At 63.1% G+C, this 15500-nt stretch carries 14 protein-coding genes; 8 read left to right on the top strand and 6 right to left on the bottom strand.

The genetic code is table 11. The annotated features are described in order from the left end of the window. Nucleotides 1-6 precede the first annotated feature (6 nt). On the top strand, nt 7-1257 hold the full coding sequence (locus tag FHR94_RS06510; protein WP_183324819.1) for a P-loop nucleotide/nucleoside kinase family protein: 1251 nt from the start codon (nt 7-9) through the stop codon (nt 1255-1257). Nucleotides 1258-1334: 77 nt separating this feature from the next. Here FHR94_RS06510 and FHR94_RS06515 read toward each other — a convergent pair whose 3' ends face one another. Beyond that, complete coding sequence (locus tag FHR94_RS06515) at nt 1335-2021, bottom strand: LuxR C-terminal-related transcriptional regulator (RefSeq protein ID WP_343064639.1); 687 nt, start codon at nt 2019-2021, stop codon at nt 1335-1337. 645 nt (nt 2022-2666) lie between these two features. Then, nucleotides 2667-3356, bottom strand: coding sequence for a response regulator transcription factor (locus tag FHR94_RS06520; protein ID WP_183324821.1), 690 nt, complete (start codon nt 3354-3356; stop codon nt 2667-2669). 403 nt (nt 3357-3759) lie between these two features. Between FHR94_RS06520 and rdgB the strand changes: the two genes are divergently transcribed. The 4 genes from rdgB to FHR94_RS06540 all read left to right on the top strand — a co-directional run bounded on the left by rdgB (nt 3760) and on the right by FHR94_RS06540 (nt 7224). Beyond that, complete coding sequence (rdgB, locus tag FHR94_RS06525) at nt 3760-4374, top strand: RdgB/HAM1 family non-canonical purine NTP pyrophosphatase (RefSeq protein ID WP_183324822.1); 615 nt, start codon at nt 3760-3762, stop codon at nt 4372-4374. Between the two features lie 11 nt (nt 4375-4385). After that, nucleotides 4386-5582 carry a radical SAM family heme chaperone HemW gene (hemW, locus tag FHR94_RS06530; protein ID WP_221188393.1) on the top strand — a complete coding sequence of 399 codons (1197 nt, stop codon included), beginning with the start codon at nt 4386-4388 and terminating at the stop codon, nt 5580-5582. 30 nt (nt 5583-5612) lie between these two features. Next, a complete protein-coding gene (locus FHR94_RS06535; RefSeq protein ID WP_183324823.1) occupies nt 5613-6293 on the top strand; it encodes a YiaD family glycine zipper/OmpA-like lipoprotein in 681 nt (226 codons plus the stop codon). Nucleotides 6294-6381: 88 nt separating this feature from the next. Next, nucleotides 6382-7224, top strand: coding sequence for a 23S rRNA (adenine(2030)-N(6))-methyltransferase RlmJ (locus tag FHR94_RS06540; protein ID WP_183324824.1), 843 nt, complete (start codon nt 6382-6384; stop codon nt 7222-7224). A 4-nt stretch (nt 7225-7228) separates the two neighbouring features. Here FHR94_RS06540 and mnmE read toward each other — a convergent pair whose 3' ends face one another. The 4 genes from mnmE to rpmH all read right to left on the bottom strand — a co-directional run bounded on the left by mnmE (nt 7229) and on the right by rpmH (nt 11166). Further along, complete coding sequence (gene mnmE, locus FHR94_RS06545; protein ID WP_183324825.1) at nt 7229-8599, bottom strand: tRNA uridine-5-carboxymethylaminomethyl(34) synthesis GTPase MnmE; 1371 nt, start codon at nt 8597-8599, stop codon at nt 7229-7231. Between the two features lie 100 nt (nt 8600-8699). Next, nucleotides 8700-10388, bottom strand: a complete 1689-nt coding sequence (gene yidC, locus FHR94_RS06550) for a membrane protein insertase YidC (RefSeq protein WP_183324826.1) — start codon at nt 10386-10388, stop codon at nt 8700-8702. Nucleotides 10389-10598: 210 nt separating this feature from the next. Next, nucleotides 10599-11018, bottom strand: a complete 420-nt coding sequence (gene rnpA, locus FHR94_RS06555) for a ribonuclease P protein component (protein WP_183324827.1) — start codon at nt 11016-11018, stop codon at nt 10599-10601. A gap of 13 nt (nt 11019-11031) precedes the next feature. Continuing rightward, on the bottom strand, nt 11032-11166 hold the full coding sequence (rpmH, locus tag FHR94_RS06560; RefSeq protein WP_010626003.1) for a 50S ribosomal protein L34: 135 nt from the start codon (nt 11164-11166) through the stop codon (nt 11032-11034). A gap of 505 nt (nt 11167-11671) precedes the next feature. Here rpmH and dnaA point away from each other — a divergent pair. The 3 genes from dnaA (at nt 11672) to recF (ending at nt 15481) form a co-directional block, all read left to right on the top strand. Further along, entirely contained in the window at nt 11672-13138 is a 1467-nt protein-coding gene (dnaA, locus tag FHR94_RS06565) for a chromosomal replication initiator protein DnaA (protein ID WP_183324828.1), read from the top strand. 72 nt (nt 13139-13210) lie between these two features. Beyond that, nucleotides 13211-14314, top strand: coding sequence for a DNA polymerase III subunit beta (gene dnaN, locus FHR94_RS06570; protein WP_183324829.1), 1104 nt, complete (start codon nt 13211-13213; stop codon nt 14312-14314). Nucleotides 14315-14374: 60 nt separating this feature from the next. Continuing rightward, nucleotides 14375-15481 carry a DNA replication/repair protein RecF gene (gene recF / locus FHR94_RS06575; RefSeq protein ID WP_183324830.1) on the top strand — a complete coding sequence of 369 codons (1107 nt, stop codon included), beginning with the start codon at nt 14375-14377 and terminating at the stop codon, nt 15479-15481. Nucleotides 15482-15500: the final 19 nt, after the last annotated feature.

The raw sequence follows: 15500 nt of genomic DNA on the forward strand, positions 1-15500 counted from the left end.
CCGGCGATGACCCAGCGAGACACTGCCCAGCCCCCCCACGACATCGAGTCCTTCCACCTGGAGACCTTGATAGAGAAGCTGGTGGCCTACCATCGGATGGAGAAGACTGAGCGAGAGGGGGAGGCCTCGGCCGAGGCGCCGCTGCGTCGGCGCATCACGGCCGAGCTCGAGGCTCTGGATGAGCTGACGGCGGGTGACGAGGATCGTGAGCGACTGGTCGCGCTCGGCGGGTGGCTGGAAGAGACCCTCCAGCGCCTGGCGCCGGTCCTGGCAGAACGGGGCAGCGCTCTGCTGACGCGCAGCTGGGCACTGGATCATCCTTACAGTCGCCTCTGCGATGACGGGCGCGTGGTGATCGTCAACGCAATCGACCGCGATCTCCAGGGGCCCGGAGCCGAGCTTCCTCTCGATCCGGGGGCTGATCTCGCCTCGCTGCTGGTGGGGCTCGAGGTCCGTGACGAGACACCTCTGGCGCGTCAGGCACTGGACCGTTACCTGCGTCTGTCCGGCGACTACGAGATGGCTCGTCTTCTAGCGATGTTTCGCGTGATCGAGGCCCTGGCCGGTGCCCGCCGGGCCCTTCAGCGTCGCGCCGCGGTCGATGAGGGCGATGCCGAGCAGCCGGCACTGCTGGCCGAGACCATGGCTGCCTGCCGCCGTTACCTGACACTTGCCGAGGCCCATGCCGAGTTCCGTTTTCCTCCGCTGGTAATCGGGGTCGGCGTGGCGGGCAGCGGCAAGAGCCGTTTCACTCGCACCCTGGTGGGGCGACTCGGTGCCGTGCGGCTTTGTTCCGGCGTGGAACGCCGGCGCCTGCATGGCCGCGATCCACAGGCGGTGGCGTCCTTGTCGGCTGTGGATATCTTTGCGTCCGAGGCCACGGAGCGAACCTACCAGCATCTCGCCCGCTGTACCGGCCTGCTACTGGAGGCCGGTCTGCCGGTCTGCGTGGACGGCACCTTCCTCAGGCGGGAGCAGCGTGACCTGCTGCGCCACCAGGCCGAGGCCAGGGGCCTGCCCGTGCTGCTGGTCAGCTTCGAAGCGGACGAGGACACCCTGCACCGGCGTATCGTCAAGCGTGCCGGCCGGCAGGGCGTGGCGGTCGAAGACAGCCTGGCGGTGCTGGCACATCAGCAGGCGGCCCTGGAACCCTTCGGGGACGAGGAGCGCCTCCATCTGCTTCATCTGGATACCACTGCCGAGAATGCCGCCGAGATGCTGGCGGGATTGATCCAGGAGCATGTCCGGTTGACCTAGGGAGAACCGGATGGCGGGTCGCAGGCAGGCCTCCCGGGCGGCATCGGGAGGTGGCCCTCGCGCTGATGGTTACGGGATCACCTGCTCTTACGAACCGGCTGTGTCGTCCGGCTGCTCTTCAGAGGATAGAGGGGCGGTGGCGCGCCCAGATTTTCGCGGGCCCAGTTGGACGCCTGCAGCCTGTTGTGCACGTTGATCTTCTTGAAGATGTTATAGATATGCGACTTCACGGTATGTTCGCTGACGAACAGTCGATCGGCGATCTCCAGGTTGGAGGCGCCGGAGCCGAGTAGCCCCATGATCTCGAGCTCGCGCTGTGTCAGGCCACAGGCAGGCCGATAGGTGTTGGCCTGCTGACGACGGAAGAACTCGATCAGGCGCTTCATCAGAGTGCGGGACATCCACATGTCGCCCTCGAAGAGCCGATTGATTCCCTTGCAGATCATCGCCAAGGAGTCCTGCCGATAGAAGACCCCCCTGAGATGCATGAAGGTCAGCAGTTCCGCCGCATGTTCTTCATTGCGAAGGTTAAAGGCCGTTAGGTGGACATCATGATGCTGCACGGTCTGCCCCTGCCAGTGCTGCATGGCGCTCTCGTCAGCATGGTCTGTGTCCATCAGGATGATGACCGTGCCATCCCCTTCCTTGCGGTGGCGCTCCTCCAACTGGTACTCGTCATCGGGTGCGGCGGTGAATACGGGGCAGTCGAATTGCTCCCTGAGATGGTCGGTAAAGAGTTGTGACTGAGGATTTTGCTCAGTCACAAGGATGATGGCTCCCTTTCCCTGGTACATAGTGTTCTCCTCCTCCTGTCGTCGGCACGGCAGTCATGTCCCCGATGCGTTCAAGCTACGAACCCAGAATCAGCCTTGACCACTTTGAGCTAATTGTAAAGAACTGTTACCTATTGAGTTTCCCCTATAGCTAGAACTAATTTTCTAGTACTTTATCTTTATGCATAAAAATCATTCAGTTGCTATAACATACGCCATGCTTGGCGAAGCGTATTCAGCTTCATGATTTATAGAAAATATAAATAAATATACGATTCTTATCAATTTTCCATGAAAATGCCAGGCTGTATCGATGTCAACAGTTTGCTTCGCGTCGAGCAGAGGATGAGAGGCCAAGCCACCCTCTCGGGTCGGATCCATGCCGGCCTCAGGCCCAGCAGGAGTATTTCTGGTAGAACTTATTTTATTAGCTTAAACGGATTTAGTGGCTTGTGCCGGTAGCGGGCCTTCGTGAGGGCGCTGTGGCCGCGTTCTTGGGCCTACCTTCGCCTTCCGTGGCGTATGACCCTCACGATGGCCCTTCTCCGCGGCGCCCATTGCGCGGGGGAACAGAGCTCTTCGATGCCGGAAGGGGCACTTGGGGAGTTTCGGCCTGGCCGGGGAGCGACGAGGACCTTACTGCTCCTTGTTGATATCCTGATCGGCAGTCGAGCCCGCCAAGGGAGGGGGAGGCACAAGGTTCTGTCGTGCCCAGTTGACGGCCTGCAGACGGTTGTGGACCTTGATCTTGCGGAAGATGTTGTATAGGTGAGACTTGACCGTATGTTCGCTGACGGACAGACGAGCGGCAATCTCGCTGTTGGATATGCCGGTGCTGAGCATGGCAATGATCTCCATCTCACGGGGAGTGAGACCGCAGATCGGACGGTAGGAGTGCAGCTGTTGACGGCGAAACAGCCGGAGCATCCTTGCCATCAGGGGACGTGACATCCAGAGCTGTCCCTGCATCAGGGTTTTCAATCCCTTGCACAACAGCTCCAGTGACTCACTGCGATAGAAGATGCCTTGGATATTCATGGCGGCCAGTATCTCGACGGCGCGATCCTCGTCGGCTAGGTTGAACACCGCAATACAGGTGTTCTCATCGTCATGGCCATGCTCCTGCCAGGCTTGCAGGGTGCTGTCATCGAGATGGTCGGCATCCAGGAGGATCACCACGGGCGACTCGTTCGCGCCTGTCCACTCGCCTTCTGGGGCTATGCTCTGCACGCTGCAACCCAACTTTTGACGCAGATAGTCGGCGAAGAGCTGCGACTGGGCGTTGAGCTCGGTGACCAACAGAATCAGCCCTTGCGGATGCTTCATTCTCCCGCCTCCATGGTCTCGGCATGAGGTCTTTTTCCCCGCACTCTCTGGCGAGGATCAAAATTGTCTCTCATGGTAGTTGGACGATGGTGTAAGTTCACGTAACAAAAGTTTTCATCCAATATTCTATGTATTTTATGGGGTAAGTGATGGATTTTAGTGTGTGATTTAAATCAAAAAAATCAATAGCTTGTATTTTTTTGCTTTGCGAAGTGTTTCTTTTCTGCTTTTGAAGCCTTACTTAAAATCAGGGAGAGGGCGTATTAGCTGCTACCGTGTTAAAGGGCCTTACCTGATGACCTTTTTGACCTCTTTTGTATGTTTTATTTCCTGAAAAATATTTCCTTGCTCTCCGCCTCGACCGTAGAATGTCGTAAGGTCCATCTAGCAACAGGCAGGCAACATGAAGAACCCGACCGGTTTGGTCCTCGCTAGCGGTAACCTCGGTAAGCTGCGTGAGTTCCATCAACTACTGGGACCTCTGGGCATCGAGGTGAGTCCCCAGGATGCGTTTGGCGTGGGTGATGTGGCAGAGACCGGCCTGACCTTCGTCGAGAATGCGCTGCTCAAGGCGCGAGCGGCGAGCCTCGCCAGTGGGCTGCCGGCGCTGGCCGATGATTCCGGCCTCGAAGTGGATGCCCTCGACGGGTGTCCCGGCATCCATTCTGCCCGCTTTGCCGGTGAACCGAAGAGTGATGCTCGCAACAATGCCAAGCTGCTGGAGGCGCTGTCGTCAGTCCCGCCGGGACGACGCGCCGCCCGCTACTGGTGTGTGCTGGTCCTCCTCCGCCATGCTCGGGATCCCGTGCCCTGGATCGTGCAGGCCAGCTGGGAGGGGGAAATCCTCACCGCCCCTAGAGGCGATGGGGGGTTCGGCTATGATCCGCTGTTCTGGATACCGGAGCGGAACCTGAGTGCCGCGGAGCTGTCTGCGGACGACAAGAACCGGTTGAGCCATCGTGGCCGCGCCCTTCGCGCACTGGTCGATGCCATGCGTCAATCCACCGAGTACGGATGATCCCCTCTCCCATGTCTCAGGCTATTGCGCCTCACTCGCCTCCTCTGTCGCTCTATGTGCATGTGCCATGGTGTGTCCGCAAGTGTCCCTACTGTGACTTCAACTCGCACGGGGTCGGGCGCGGCGCCGAACTGCCCGAGGACGCCTACCTGGCGGCGCTGGTCGCTGACCTGGAGCAGGACCTGACGCTGGCCGACGGGCGTGAGCTGGTCAGCATCTTCGTGGGCGGTGGCACCCCGAGCCTGATGTCGCCTCGCTTCTACGAGCACCTGCTGGATGTCGTAACCCGGCGTCTGCCCCTGGCCCGGGAGGTCGAGATCACCCTCGAGGCCAATCCGGGGACCCTGGAGCGAGGCCGCTTCGCAGGCTATCGGGCGGTCGGCATCAACCGTCTCTCCCTCGGTGTGCAGAGCTTCCACGAGGACCAGCTCCGGGCCCTGGGCCGCATTCACACCGGCGAGGATGCCAGAATCGCGGTCGAGGAGGCGCGACGCGCGGGGTTCGACAACCTTAATCTCGACCTGATGCATGGCCTGCCCGGCCAGTCGCCAGCACTCGCCCTGGACGACCTGGACCAGGCCCTGTCGCTGGCCCCGGAGCACCTCTCCTGGTATCAGTTGACGCTCGAACCCAATACCGAGTTCCATGCCTTCCCGCCCTCCCTGCCGGAGGAAGATGCCCTCTGGGATATCCAGGACCTGGGGCATGAGCGCCTGGAGCGTGCAGGATGGTCACGCTACGAGATCTCCGCCTATGCCAGACCGGGGCAACAGTCGCGTCACAACCTGAACTACTGGCGCTTCGGCGACTACCTGGGCATCGGGGCTGGAGCTCACGGCAAGGTGAGTGCCCCGGGCCAGGACGGAATGCGGATCGAGCGGCGCTGGAAATCTCGTCAGCCGGATGCCTACCTGCGGCGTGCCCGGGATCCGCGGGGCTTCGTCTCGGGACGGCTCGAGATCGAGGACGCGGAGCTGCCGCTGGAGTTCGCCATGAATGCCCTGCGCCTGGTCGAGGGAGTCGATCTGGCGACCTGGATGGCGCATACGGGGCGCCCGCCGGGCGCCCTGCTGTCCCGGTTGGCGTCGGCCCGGAAAAAAGGCCTCCTGGTGGACGATGTCGCCAGGGTTCAGGCATCGCCACAAGGACTACTATTCTTGAATGAATTGCTGGCCCTGGTTGATGATGACCAGGCAAGCAAGGACTGATACCCGTCAACCCCAGGAAGTGAAGACACCATGAGTAGACCATATCGCCTGATCGCCCCGCTGGCCGCCGCCGTCCTGCTGGTCGGCTGCACGACCACCGATCCCTATACCGGGCAGACACAGCGCAGCCAGACCGGTACCGGAGCGGCGATCGGCGCCGCCGTGGGGGCCGCCGCCGGTGCGCTCAGTGGGGATGGCAGTACTAGCCGTCGTGACCGTGCCCTGATCGGTGCTGCCGTGGGCGCCGCCGCCGGGGGCGGCATCGGCGCCTACATGGACCGGCAGGAAGAGCAGCTGCGCCAGAGTACTCAGGGCACCGGCATCGGAGTCGATCGTCGCGGCGACGACATCGTCCTCAACATGCCAAGCGAGGTGACCTTCGGTTTCGACTCCAGTGAGCTGACGACGAGTGCGCGCAGCGCCCTCAACGACGTGTCCGCGGTGCTCCAGCAGTATCCCGATACCCGGGTCAATATCGCCGGCCATACCGACAGCACCGGCGACGCCGCCTACAACCAGCGGCTGTCCGAGCAACGTGCTCAGTCGGTCGGCAACTACCTTGCCCAGTCCGGCGTGTCAGGTGGCCGTCTCAACATGACCGGCTACGGCGAGAACCAGCCGGTGGCCAGCAACGCCACCGAGCAGGGCCGTGCGCAGAACCGTCGAGTGGAGGTCACCCTCACCCCCATCGAGTCGCGTTTCCAGCAGTAGTAAGACGGCTTCCGCGCCGTTAACCTGGGCCCGCCACTTCCCGTGGCGGGCCCAGGCCCTTTTCTTGCCGATCCGCAGAACCTCTTCCATGCTTTCCTATCAGCACGCCTACCATGCCGGCAATTTCGCCGACGTTCACAAGCATCTGACACTCTTTGCCGTCATCGATTACTTGTTACGTAAAGATTCACCTATTACGTACATGGATACCCATGCCGGCAGGGGGCTCTATCCACTGGCGGCCGTGGAGACCGCAAGACTTGGGGAATACCGTGAGGGCATTGCCCGGCTATGGCAGGTGAGGGCACGTCTGCGTGACGATCCACTGCTCGGCGACTGGCTCGCCGCCGTCGGACGGGTCCAAGCTCGAGACGGCAGGCTCGACCATTACCCGGGCTCGCCGTGGTGGCTTTCGCAGCGGCTGCGGACGCAGGACCGAGTGATGCTCTTCGAGCTGCATCCCGGCGAGCACAGCCACCTGGCCGAGCAGGCACTGCCGGGACGGGTCGAGCGGGTGCATGGCGATGGCCTGACGGGCCTGGTCAAGCGACTGCCGGTGCCCACGCCGCGCCTCTGCGTGCTGCTTGACCCCAGCTACGAGCGCAAGGCCGAGTACGGCGAGGTGGTCGAGACGCTGCTGGCGGCCATGCACAAGGCGCGACACGCGGTGATGCTGGTGTGGTACCCGCTGCTGCCTGCCGGGCATCACCGGACGCTGCTGGAGGGCCTGCGAGACGGTGGCTTGCGCAAGATCTGGCGCAGCGAGCTGACCCGCCATGCGCCAGGCACGCGCGGCATGCACGGCAGCGGTATGCTGGTGGTCAATCCCCCCTGGGGGCTCGACGCGCGGCTGGCCACGGCCATGGCGCGTCTTACGCCACTGCTCGGTGACGCCTGCCGCTATCACAGTGACTGGTGGGTGGGAGAATAAGAGCTTATTTCCCGATACAGAAGCTGCCGAAGATCTCCCCCAGCAGGTCATCGGCACTGAACTCGCCGGTGATCTCGCCGAGCGCCTGCTGGGCATCGCGCAGATCCTCGGCAAGCAACTCCCCTGCCCCGAAGCCCGCCAGTTGTGCCTCGCCGTTATCGAGAGCCCGCTTGGCACGGTCCAGGGCGTCCAGGTGACGCCGCCGGGCCGAGAAGCGCCCCTCGGTGGTGGTAGCGAAGCCCATCACCGACTTGAGGTGCTCCTTCAGATTATCCACACCCTCTCCGGTCTTTGCCGAGAGGCGCAGGATCGGCGTGGCTGTGGATAACTCGATCCCGGGGGGCTCGTGGCTGGTGTCGACCTTGTTGCGCACCAGCGTCAGTCGGGACGGATCCGGCAGGCGGGCCACGAATTCGGGCCAGATGGCCATGGAGTCGGTGGCCCCGGTGGTTGTGGCATCCACCATCAGCAGCACCCGGTCGGCCGTCTCGATCTCCGCCCAGGCCCGGGCCACCCCGATCTTCTCCACCGCATCCGGTGTATCGCGCAGGCCAGCCGTGTCGATGACGTGCAGCGGCATGCCGTCGAGATGAATATGTTCGCGCAGCACATCCCGGGTGGTGCCCTCGATGTCGGTGACGATGGCGGTTTCCTGCTCGGTCAGGGCATTAAGCAGGCTCGACTTGCCGGCGTTGGGGCGCCCGGCGATGACCACGTTCATGCCCTCGCGCATCAGGGCCCCCTGGCCCGCAGCGGCTCGTACCTCGGCGAGTTCCGACTGGACCACCGCGAGCCTGCTGGCGACATGCCCGTCGGCGAGGAAGTCGATCTCCTCCTCGGGAAAGTCGATGGCCGCCTCGACGTACATGCGCAGCTCGATCAGGCGCTGCACCAGGGCCTCGACGCGCCGTGAGAACTCGCCCTGCAGGGAACGCAGGGCGTTCTCCGCCGCCCCCCGGGAGCTCGCCTCGATCAGGTCGGCGATCGCCTCGGCCTGGGCCAAGTCAAGCTTGTCGTTGAGGAAGGCCCGCTCGGAGAACTCACCGGGACGGGCCAGCCGGGCCCCCAACTGCACACAGCGCTCCAGCAGCAGGTCCATGATCACCGGACCGCCGTGACCCTGCAGTTCCAGGACATCCTCGCCGGTGAAGGAGTGGGGGCCGGCGAAGAACAGCGCGATCCCCTCGTCGATCACCGCCCGTTCGCCCCGGAAGGGGCCGTAGAGCGCCTGGCGGGGCGCGGGACAGTGGTCGAGCATCGCGCCCGCGATGTCACGGCAGGCCGGCCCGGAGACACGGATGATGCCCACCCCCCCCTGCCCCGGTGGGGTGGCCAGGGCGGCGATGGTGTCCTGGGGATAGAGGCTCTCGGCCATCTGGGGCTCCTCGATTGACAGGGGAATATTGTCCGGGGCCGGGACCCTAAACGCCAGACCCCCGCCGGGGCGGGGGTCTGGGCCGGGCATCATGACCGACTTACTTGGTCTTCATGCCCTTGCCGACGCTGGGGTCGGCCTCGATCTTGCGGGTGATCATGTACTGCTGGGCGATGGAGGTGATGTTGTTCACCACCCAGTAGATCACCAGGCCGGCCGGGAACCACAGGAAGAAGAAGGTGAAGACGATGGGCAGCATCTTCATGATCTTCGCCTGGGTGGGGTCCGGGGGGGTCGGGTTGAGCAATTGCTGCACGAACATCGAGGCGCCCATCAGGATCGGCAGGATGAAGTAGGGGTCCTTCACCGACAGGTCCTGGATCCAGAATATGAAGGGGGCATGGCGCAGTTCGACGGATTCCAGCAGCATCCAGTACAAGGCGATGAACACCGGCATCTGCACCAGGATCGGCAGGCAGCCGCCCAGGGGATTGATCTTCTCCTTCTGGTAGAACTTCATCATCTCCTGGGACATCTTCTGGCGGTCGTCGCCGTACTGTTCCTTGAGCCGCTGCATCTCCGGACCCAGCTTGCGCATGCGGGCCATGGACTTGTAGGCCTTGGCGGAGAGCGGCCACAGGGCGGCCTTGACCAGCAGCGTCAACAGGACGATGGACCAGCCCCAGTTGCCGATCAGGTCGTGGATATGATCCAGCAGCCAGAACAGGGGGTTGGCAATGAACCACAGCCAGCCGAAGTCGACGGTCAACTCTAGATGAGGAGCGATCGCTTCCAGCCGATCCTGCACCTTCGGGCCCATGTAGAGCGTCGCTCCGAGGATCAAATCCTCACCGGGCGAGAGCGTGTGGGTCGGGCCGGCGAAGGCGGCCACGTTGCGCCCCTGGGTGTCGGTGGTGGCGTAGTAAAGGTTCTGCTGGTTCTGGGGCGGCGCCCAGGCCGAGGTGAAGTAGTGCTGGATGATGGCGACCCAGCCGCCTTCGACATCGCGGTTTTCGAAATTCCCTTCCTGGATGTCCTCGAAGTCGATCTTCAGGTAGCGATCCTCCGGCGTGGAGTAGGCGGCGCCGAGGTAGGAGCGCATGCCCAGGGCCGGCCCGCTGGAGGGGTCCGGGCTATCGTCGCGCGCCAACTGGCCGATGAAGCGGGCGGTGACCGGTTCCTCGGCATCACTGGCAAGGAAGTACTCGACCGCGACCGCATAGCTGTCGCGCTCGAAAGTGAAGCGCTTGACGATATCGACCCCGTTCACCGTGGCGGAGAGATCGACCTGCAGACGCGCGTCACCTTCGGCGAGCCGATACTGGGTCTTCTCGGGCTGGAAGGTGATGCGCCCCTGGGCGCCCTCCAGTTGGAGCCCGGAACGGGCCACATAGCTGCGGGCCGGGTTGTTGGAGAGCAGCACGTAGGGGCGATCGGAGTCCAGGGTCAGCTTGTGCTGCGGCAGGGCGGCATAGACAACGTCGCCGCCCTGCGGATCGATGCGCACGTCCAGGACATCGGTGATCACGGCCACCAAGTCGCGACTGGCCGCGGTCGGTGCCGTCTCGCCCGGCATGCCGCTGGCCATGTCCTCCGCGGCGCTCGGGGCCGCCGGTACCGTCAAGTCGTTGTCGCCGGGTGCCGCTGCATCGTCCCGAGCGGCATCACCGGTGATGCCGGGGGCCTGCGGTGCCGTGGTCACCTGACCGTAGTCCTGATTCCACTGCACCACGATCAAGTAGGCGAGAATCGCCAGGGGAATCAGAAGGATGAGTCGTTTTACGTCCATGAAGGGTCTGCCCGATGGGTGGTGAACATTCCGATGGCACAGGCGGGATAAGAAGCGCGGGTCCGACATACACGAAAGCCTGCCGGCGGCAGGCTAAATGGCGTCGTTGGCGTAACGGCGTTCGGCATGACAGCATCCAGGGAGCTAGTAGCGAATGTCGTGATCATGCCCTTCCGGTCTCCGCTATCCGCCGACAGTCGGGAATGCCGATCATCGCTGTCCCGATGAGGCTTGCGCCGGAGGATCGACCACGTCGGATCGACCGGCCGGCTGCCTGTGTGCTTCGCGATCCAGGCGGCGCCACATGCCATGCAACTGGCGATGCACGGCCTCGTTGTCCAGTTCATGAAGGCCACGTCTGGCCAGCACCACGATGTCCACGGATGGGAGCCGATGCTGCTGCAGCCGTACCGATTCACGCACGAGGCGCTTGAGACGATTGCGGTCGACCGCCCGGCGAACGTTCTTCTTGCTGAAGATCAGGCCAAGGCGGGGGTGTCCCAGTGAATTGGGGGTGGCCAGGGCCATCAGCCGCTTGCCATGCACCTTGTAGACCGCCGTATCGAAGACGTGCCGATAGTCCCCGGCCGTCAGCAGTCGCAGAGACCGGGGGTAGCCGTGACTGGACACGCGCGGAACGCGCTCAAGCGCTCAGGCGCTTGCGGCCCTTGGCACGACGGCGTGCCAGCACGGCACGACCGTTCTTGGTGGCCATGCGGGCGCGAAAGCCGTGGACACGCTTGCGTTTCAGAACGCTAGGTTGAAATGTACGCTTCATAACTCGTTATTCCCACGTGGTTTTTGGAACAGTTGGATAATCTCAGAGGCGCCCTGGCCGCGACAGGAGGCCAGGCTGGAGTCGGCTCAAGACCCGAAATTGTAGTGATTTCGGGGCCTCGGCGCAATTTTTCTTGTGCATCGTCCGTTGCGCCGGGCAGCCATCGTGTTTCCCGGGACGCTGTCTTCATCATAACCAACGGTTTTTCTGTGACAGGGTGTTATTAATCATGGGGATAATGGCTGTTGATAAGTGAGCTATCTTCTTTTTCTCCAATGAGTTGTCTTCGCGAAAAGGTTGTGCATAAACAGGGGGCCCCGACCGGCTTCCTGTCAGTGATCGGTGAATAGCGGGCCTTTTTATCCGGTTCTTCCCGATTATCCCCAAGTTTCCGTACGGGTTTGTCAGGTTGTCCACAGAAAGCCAGCCATCATGCCAGGTGTGGATAACCTGCTGGTGGGGCGATACAATGCTCGGCCGTTCTTCAGCCGATTGGTGAGGTCGCGTGTCGCTTGCTCTCTGGCAACAGTGTCTGGATACCCTGCAGGATGAACTGAGCTCTCAGCAGTTCAATACCTGGATCCGCCCCTTGCAGGCGGAGGAAGGGGAGTCCAACCAGCTGCGCCTGCTGGCGCCCAACCGGTTCGTGAGAGACTGGGTCAGCGACAAGTACGCCAAGCGCATCGGTGAGCTGCTGCGCGAACTGGCGCCGGCAAAGCCGCCCAAGGTCGTGCTGACGGTGGGAAGCCGCCGGGCAGCGCCCAACCCCCAGCCGCGTGAGCTCGGTCATCCGGTATCAGCCACTCCGCGCCGGCCGGTCACACCCGCCGTCCAGACGCCGCCGCGTGGTGACCTGGCCGACGAGCGGGAGGTCGACCGCCTCCGTGAGGAGGGCACGACGAGTGCCCGTAGCGGCGAGCGACAGGTCCAGGTGGAAGGCAGCCTTAAGCACAGCAGCGGGCTCAACCCCAACTTCACCTTCGAAACCTTCGTCGAAGGCAAGTCAAACCAGCTGGCCCGTGCCGCTTCCCGCCAGGTCTCCGAGAACCCTGGTGGCGCCTACAATCCCCTATTCCTGTATGGCGGGGTCGGTTTGGGCAAGACCCACCTGATGCATGCCGTCGGCAATGCGCTGGCGACCCGTCGCGAAAATGCTCGGGTGGTCTACCTGCACTCCGAACGCTTCGTGGCCGACATGGTCAAGGCGCTGCAGCTCAACGCCATCAATGACTTCAAGCGCTTCTATCGCAGCGTCGATGCCCTGCTGATCGACGACATTCAGTTCTTCGCGGGCAAGGAGCGCTCCCAGGAAGAGTTTTTCCATACCTTCAATGCCCTGCTCGAGGGCGGCCAGCAGATGATCCTGACCTCGGACCGCTATCCCAAGGAGATCAGCGGCGTGGAGGAGCGCCTGAAGTCGCGCTTCGGCTGGGGGCTTACCGTGGCGATCGAGCCACCCGAGCTCGAGACCCGGGTGGCGATCCTGATGAAGAAGGCCGACCAGGCCAAGGTGGACCTGCCGCATGATGCCGCCTTCTTCATTGCCCAGAAGATCCGCTCCAACGTGCGTGAGCTGGAGGGCGCCCTGAAGAAGGTGATCGCCGACTCTCATTTCATGGGCAAGCCGATCACCCAGGATTTCATCCGCGAGTCCCTCAAGGATCTGCTAGCGCTGCAGGACAAGCAGGTGGGGATCGATAACATCCAGCGCACTGTTGCCGAATATTACAAGATCAAGCTCGCGGACCTGCTGTCCAAGCGGCGTTCCCGCTCCGTAGCGCGGCCTCGCCAGGTGGCCATGGCGCTGGCCAAGGAGCTTACCAACCACAGCCTGCCGGAGATCGGCGATGCCTTCGGGGGCCGCGATCACACCACGGTCCTGCATGCCTGTCGCAAGGTGAAGGCCCTTCAGGAGGAGAATGCCGATATCCGTGAGGACTACAAAAACCTGCTGCGGCTGCTGACTAGTTGAAGGGCCCGCACCCCGTGATCGACCGGTCGGGTCACCGGCCTCAATCTCTCCAGGACACGAAGTGGAGCCGACATGAAATTTTCCATCTCCCGAGAAGCGCTGCTGCGCCCGCTGACGCTGGTCGCCGGTGTCGTGGAGCGTCGCCAGACCCTGCCGGTGCTGTCCAATGTGCTGATCCAGGTCGAGCAGGACCAGGTCGCGCTGACCGGTACCGACCTCGAGGTCGAGCTGATCGGGCGGACCGTGGCCAGTCAGGTGGCTGAACCGGGGGCGGCCACGGTGCCGGCCCGCAAACTGATGGACATCTGCAAGTCCCTGCCCGATCAGGCCGAGATCAACCTCTCGCTGGAGGAGGGGCGAGCCGTGCTGCGTAGCGGGCGTTCCCGCTTCACGCTCTCCACGCTGCCGGTGGCCGAGTTTCCGAATATCGAGGACAGTCAGGGTAGCACCGAACTGAGCCTGCCGCGCGGCACCCTCAAGCACCTGATCGAGGCGACCTCCTTCGCCATGGCCCAGCAGGATGTCCGCTACTATCTCAACGGCATGCTACTGGAGTTCACCACCAACCTAGTGAGGGCCGTGGCCACCGACGGCCACCGGTTGGCGGTCTGCGCGCGTCCCGTGGGCATCCACCTCGACGGCTCCCAGAAGCTGATCGTGCCACGTAAGGGTGTGCTCGAACTGGTGAGGCTGCTGGACGACGGTGAGGAGCCCGTTAGCCTGACCCTCGGTGCGACCCACCTGCGTGCGCATACCGGAGACTTTACCTTCACCTCCAAGTTGGTGGACGGCAAGTTTCCGGACTATGAGCGCGTGGTGCCGCGGGGCGGTGACAAGGTATTCATCGCCGAGCGCGCCGAACTGCGTCAGGTGCTGTCGCGCACGGCGATCCTCTCCAACGAGAAGTACCGGGGGGTGCGTCTGAATCTCGAGGAAGGCAACTTGCGGGTCATGGCCAACAACCCCGAGCAGGAGGAGGCCGAGGAGAACGTGGCCATCGAGTACAGCGGTCCGGCGATGGAGATCGGCTTCAATGTCGGCTACCTGGTCGATGTGCTGAGCGTGCTCGACGAGGATCGCGTGCAGATGACGCTGGCCGACCCCAACAGCAGTGCACTGATGGAAGAACCCGGCGGAGGCGATGCGCTCTACGTCGTCATGCCGATGCGCCTGTAGTCGGCTTTCTGGCGGCACCGGCATGCCGGTGCCGCTGTCTCCCGCCTCACGACTCCCCTCATGCCACTCGATCGTCTCGCCTTTCAGGGGTTGCGCAACCTGCAGCCCATCGATTTCACTCCTGCCGCCAGGATCAACCTGCTGGTGGGCGCCAACGGCAGCGGCAAGACCAGTCTTCTCGAGGGCATCCATGTGCTCGGCATGGGACGCTCCTTTCGCACCCGACAGCTCCATCACGCCATCGCCCATGATGACGACACCTTGACCCTGCATGGTCGCCTGGCCGGCGACCCACCGATTCCCATCGGGGTCCGGCGCCGCCGGGCATCGGCGGAGCCGGAACTGAAGGTCGCGGGGGAACGGCTCGAGCGGCTCTCTCGCCTGGTGAGTATCTTGCCGCTTCAGCTGATCAACCCGGATGCCTTCCGGTTGCTGGAGGGGCCGCCGGCAGGGCGACGCGAGTTCATGGACTGGGGAGTGTTTCACGTGAAACACGCGTTTTTGGATGCCTGGCGACGCTTCCGACGCGCGTTGAAACATCGGAATGCCCTGATCAGGCATGGTAGAATGAATGATGCGACCTTGGGCGCCTGGGAGCATGAGCTGGTGCACTGGGGAGAGCAGCTGGACGGTTTGCGCCGGGCCTGGCTCGAGGCCTTCTTGCCGCTCTTCGAGGAGACACTGACGGGACTGATTACGCTGCCGGAACTGCGGCTGCGCTATTCCCGCGGCTGGGATAGAAAACGCGCCCTGGCGGAGGTCCTGCACCAAGGGCGGGTGACGGACCGGCAGATGGGCTTTACCCAGCAGGGCCCTCAGCGCGCCGAGCTGGGGATTCGCCTGGGCAAACGGCCGGCGGTGGAAGTGCTGTCGCGTGGCCAGCAGAAGCTGGTCGTGAGTGCGCTGAAGCTCGCTCAGGGCCGCCTGCTCGAGCAGGCGACGGGCCGCGCCTGCATCTACCTGATCGATGACCTTCCTGCAGAACTCGATCGCGACCATCGCCGCGTCTTCTGCGAGTGGCTCGAGCGAATGGCATGTCAGGTCTTCATCACCAGCGTCGACCACGAGGCCCTGGCTGGCCTCTGGCAATCCCACACGCCTGTGGCGATGTTCCACGTGAAACAATCGGCATCGGGACACGGACAGTTGCTGCCACTGGACAGATAGACTTCATGACGGAGTAGTC

Source organism: Halomonas cerina, from assembly GCF_014192215.1.
GTDB classification, from domain to species: Bacteria; Pseudomonadota; Gammaproteobacteria; order Pseudomonadales; family Halomonadaceae; genus Halomonas; species Halomonas cerina.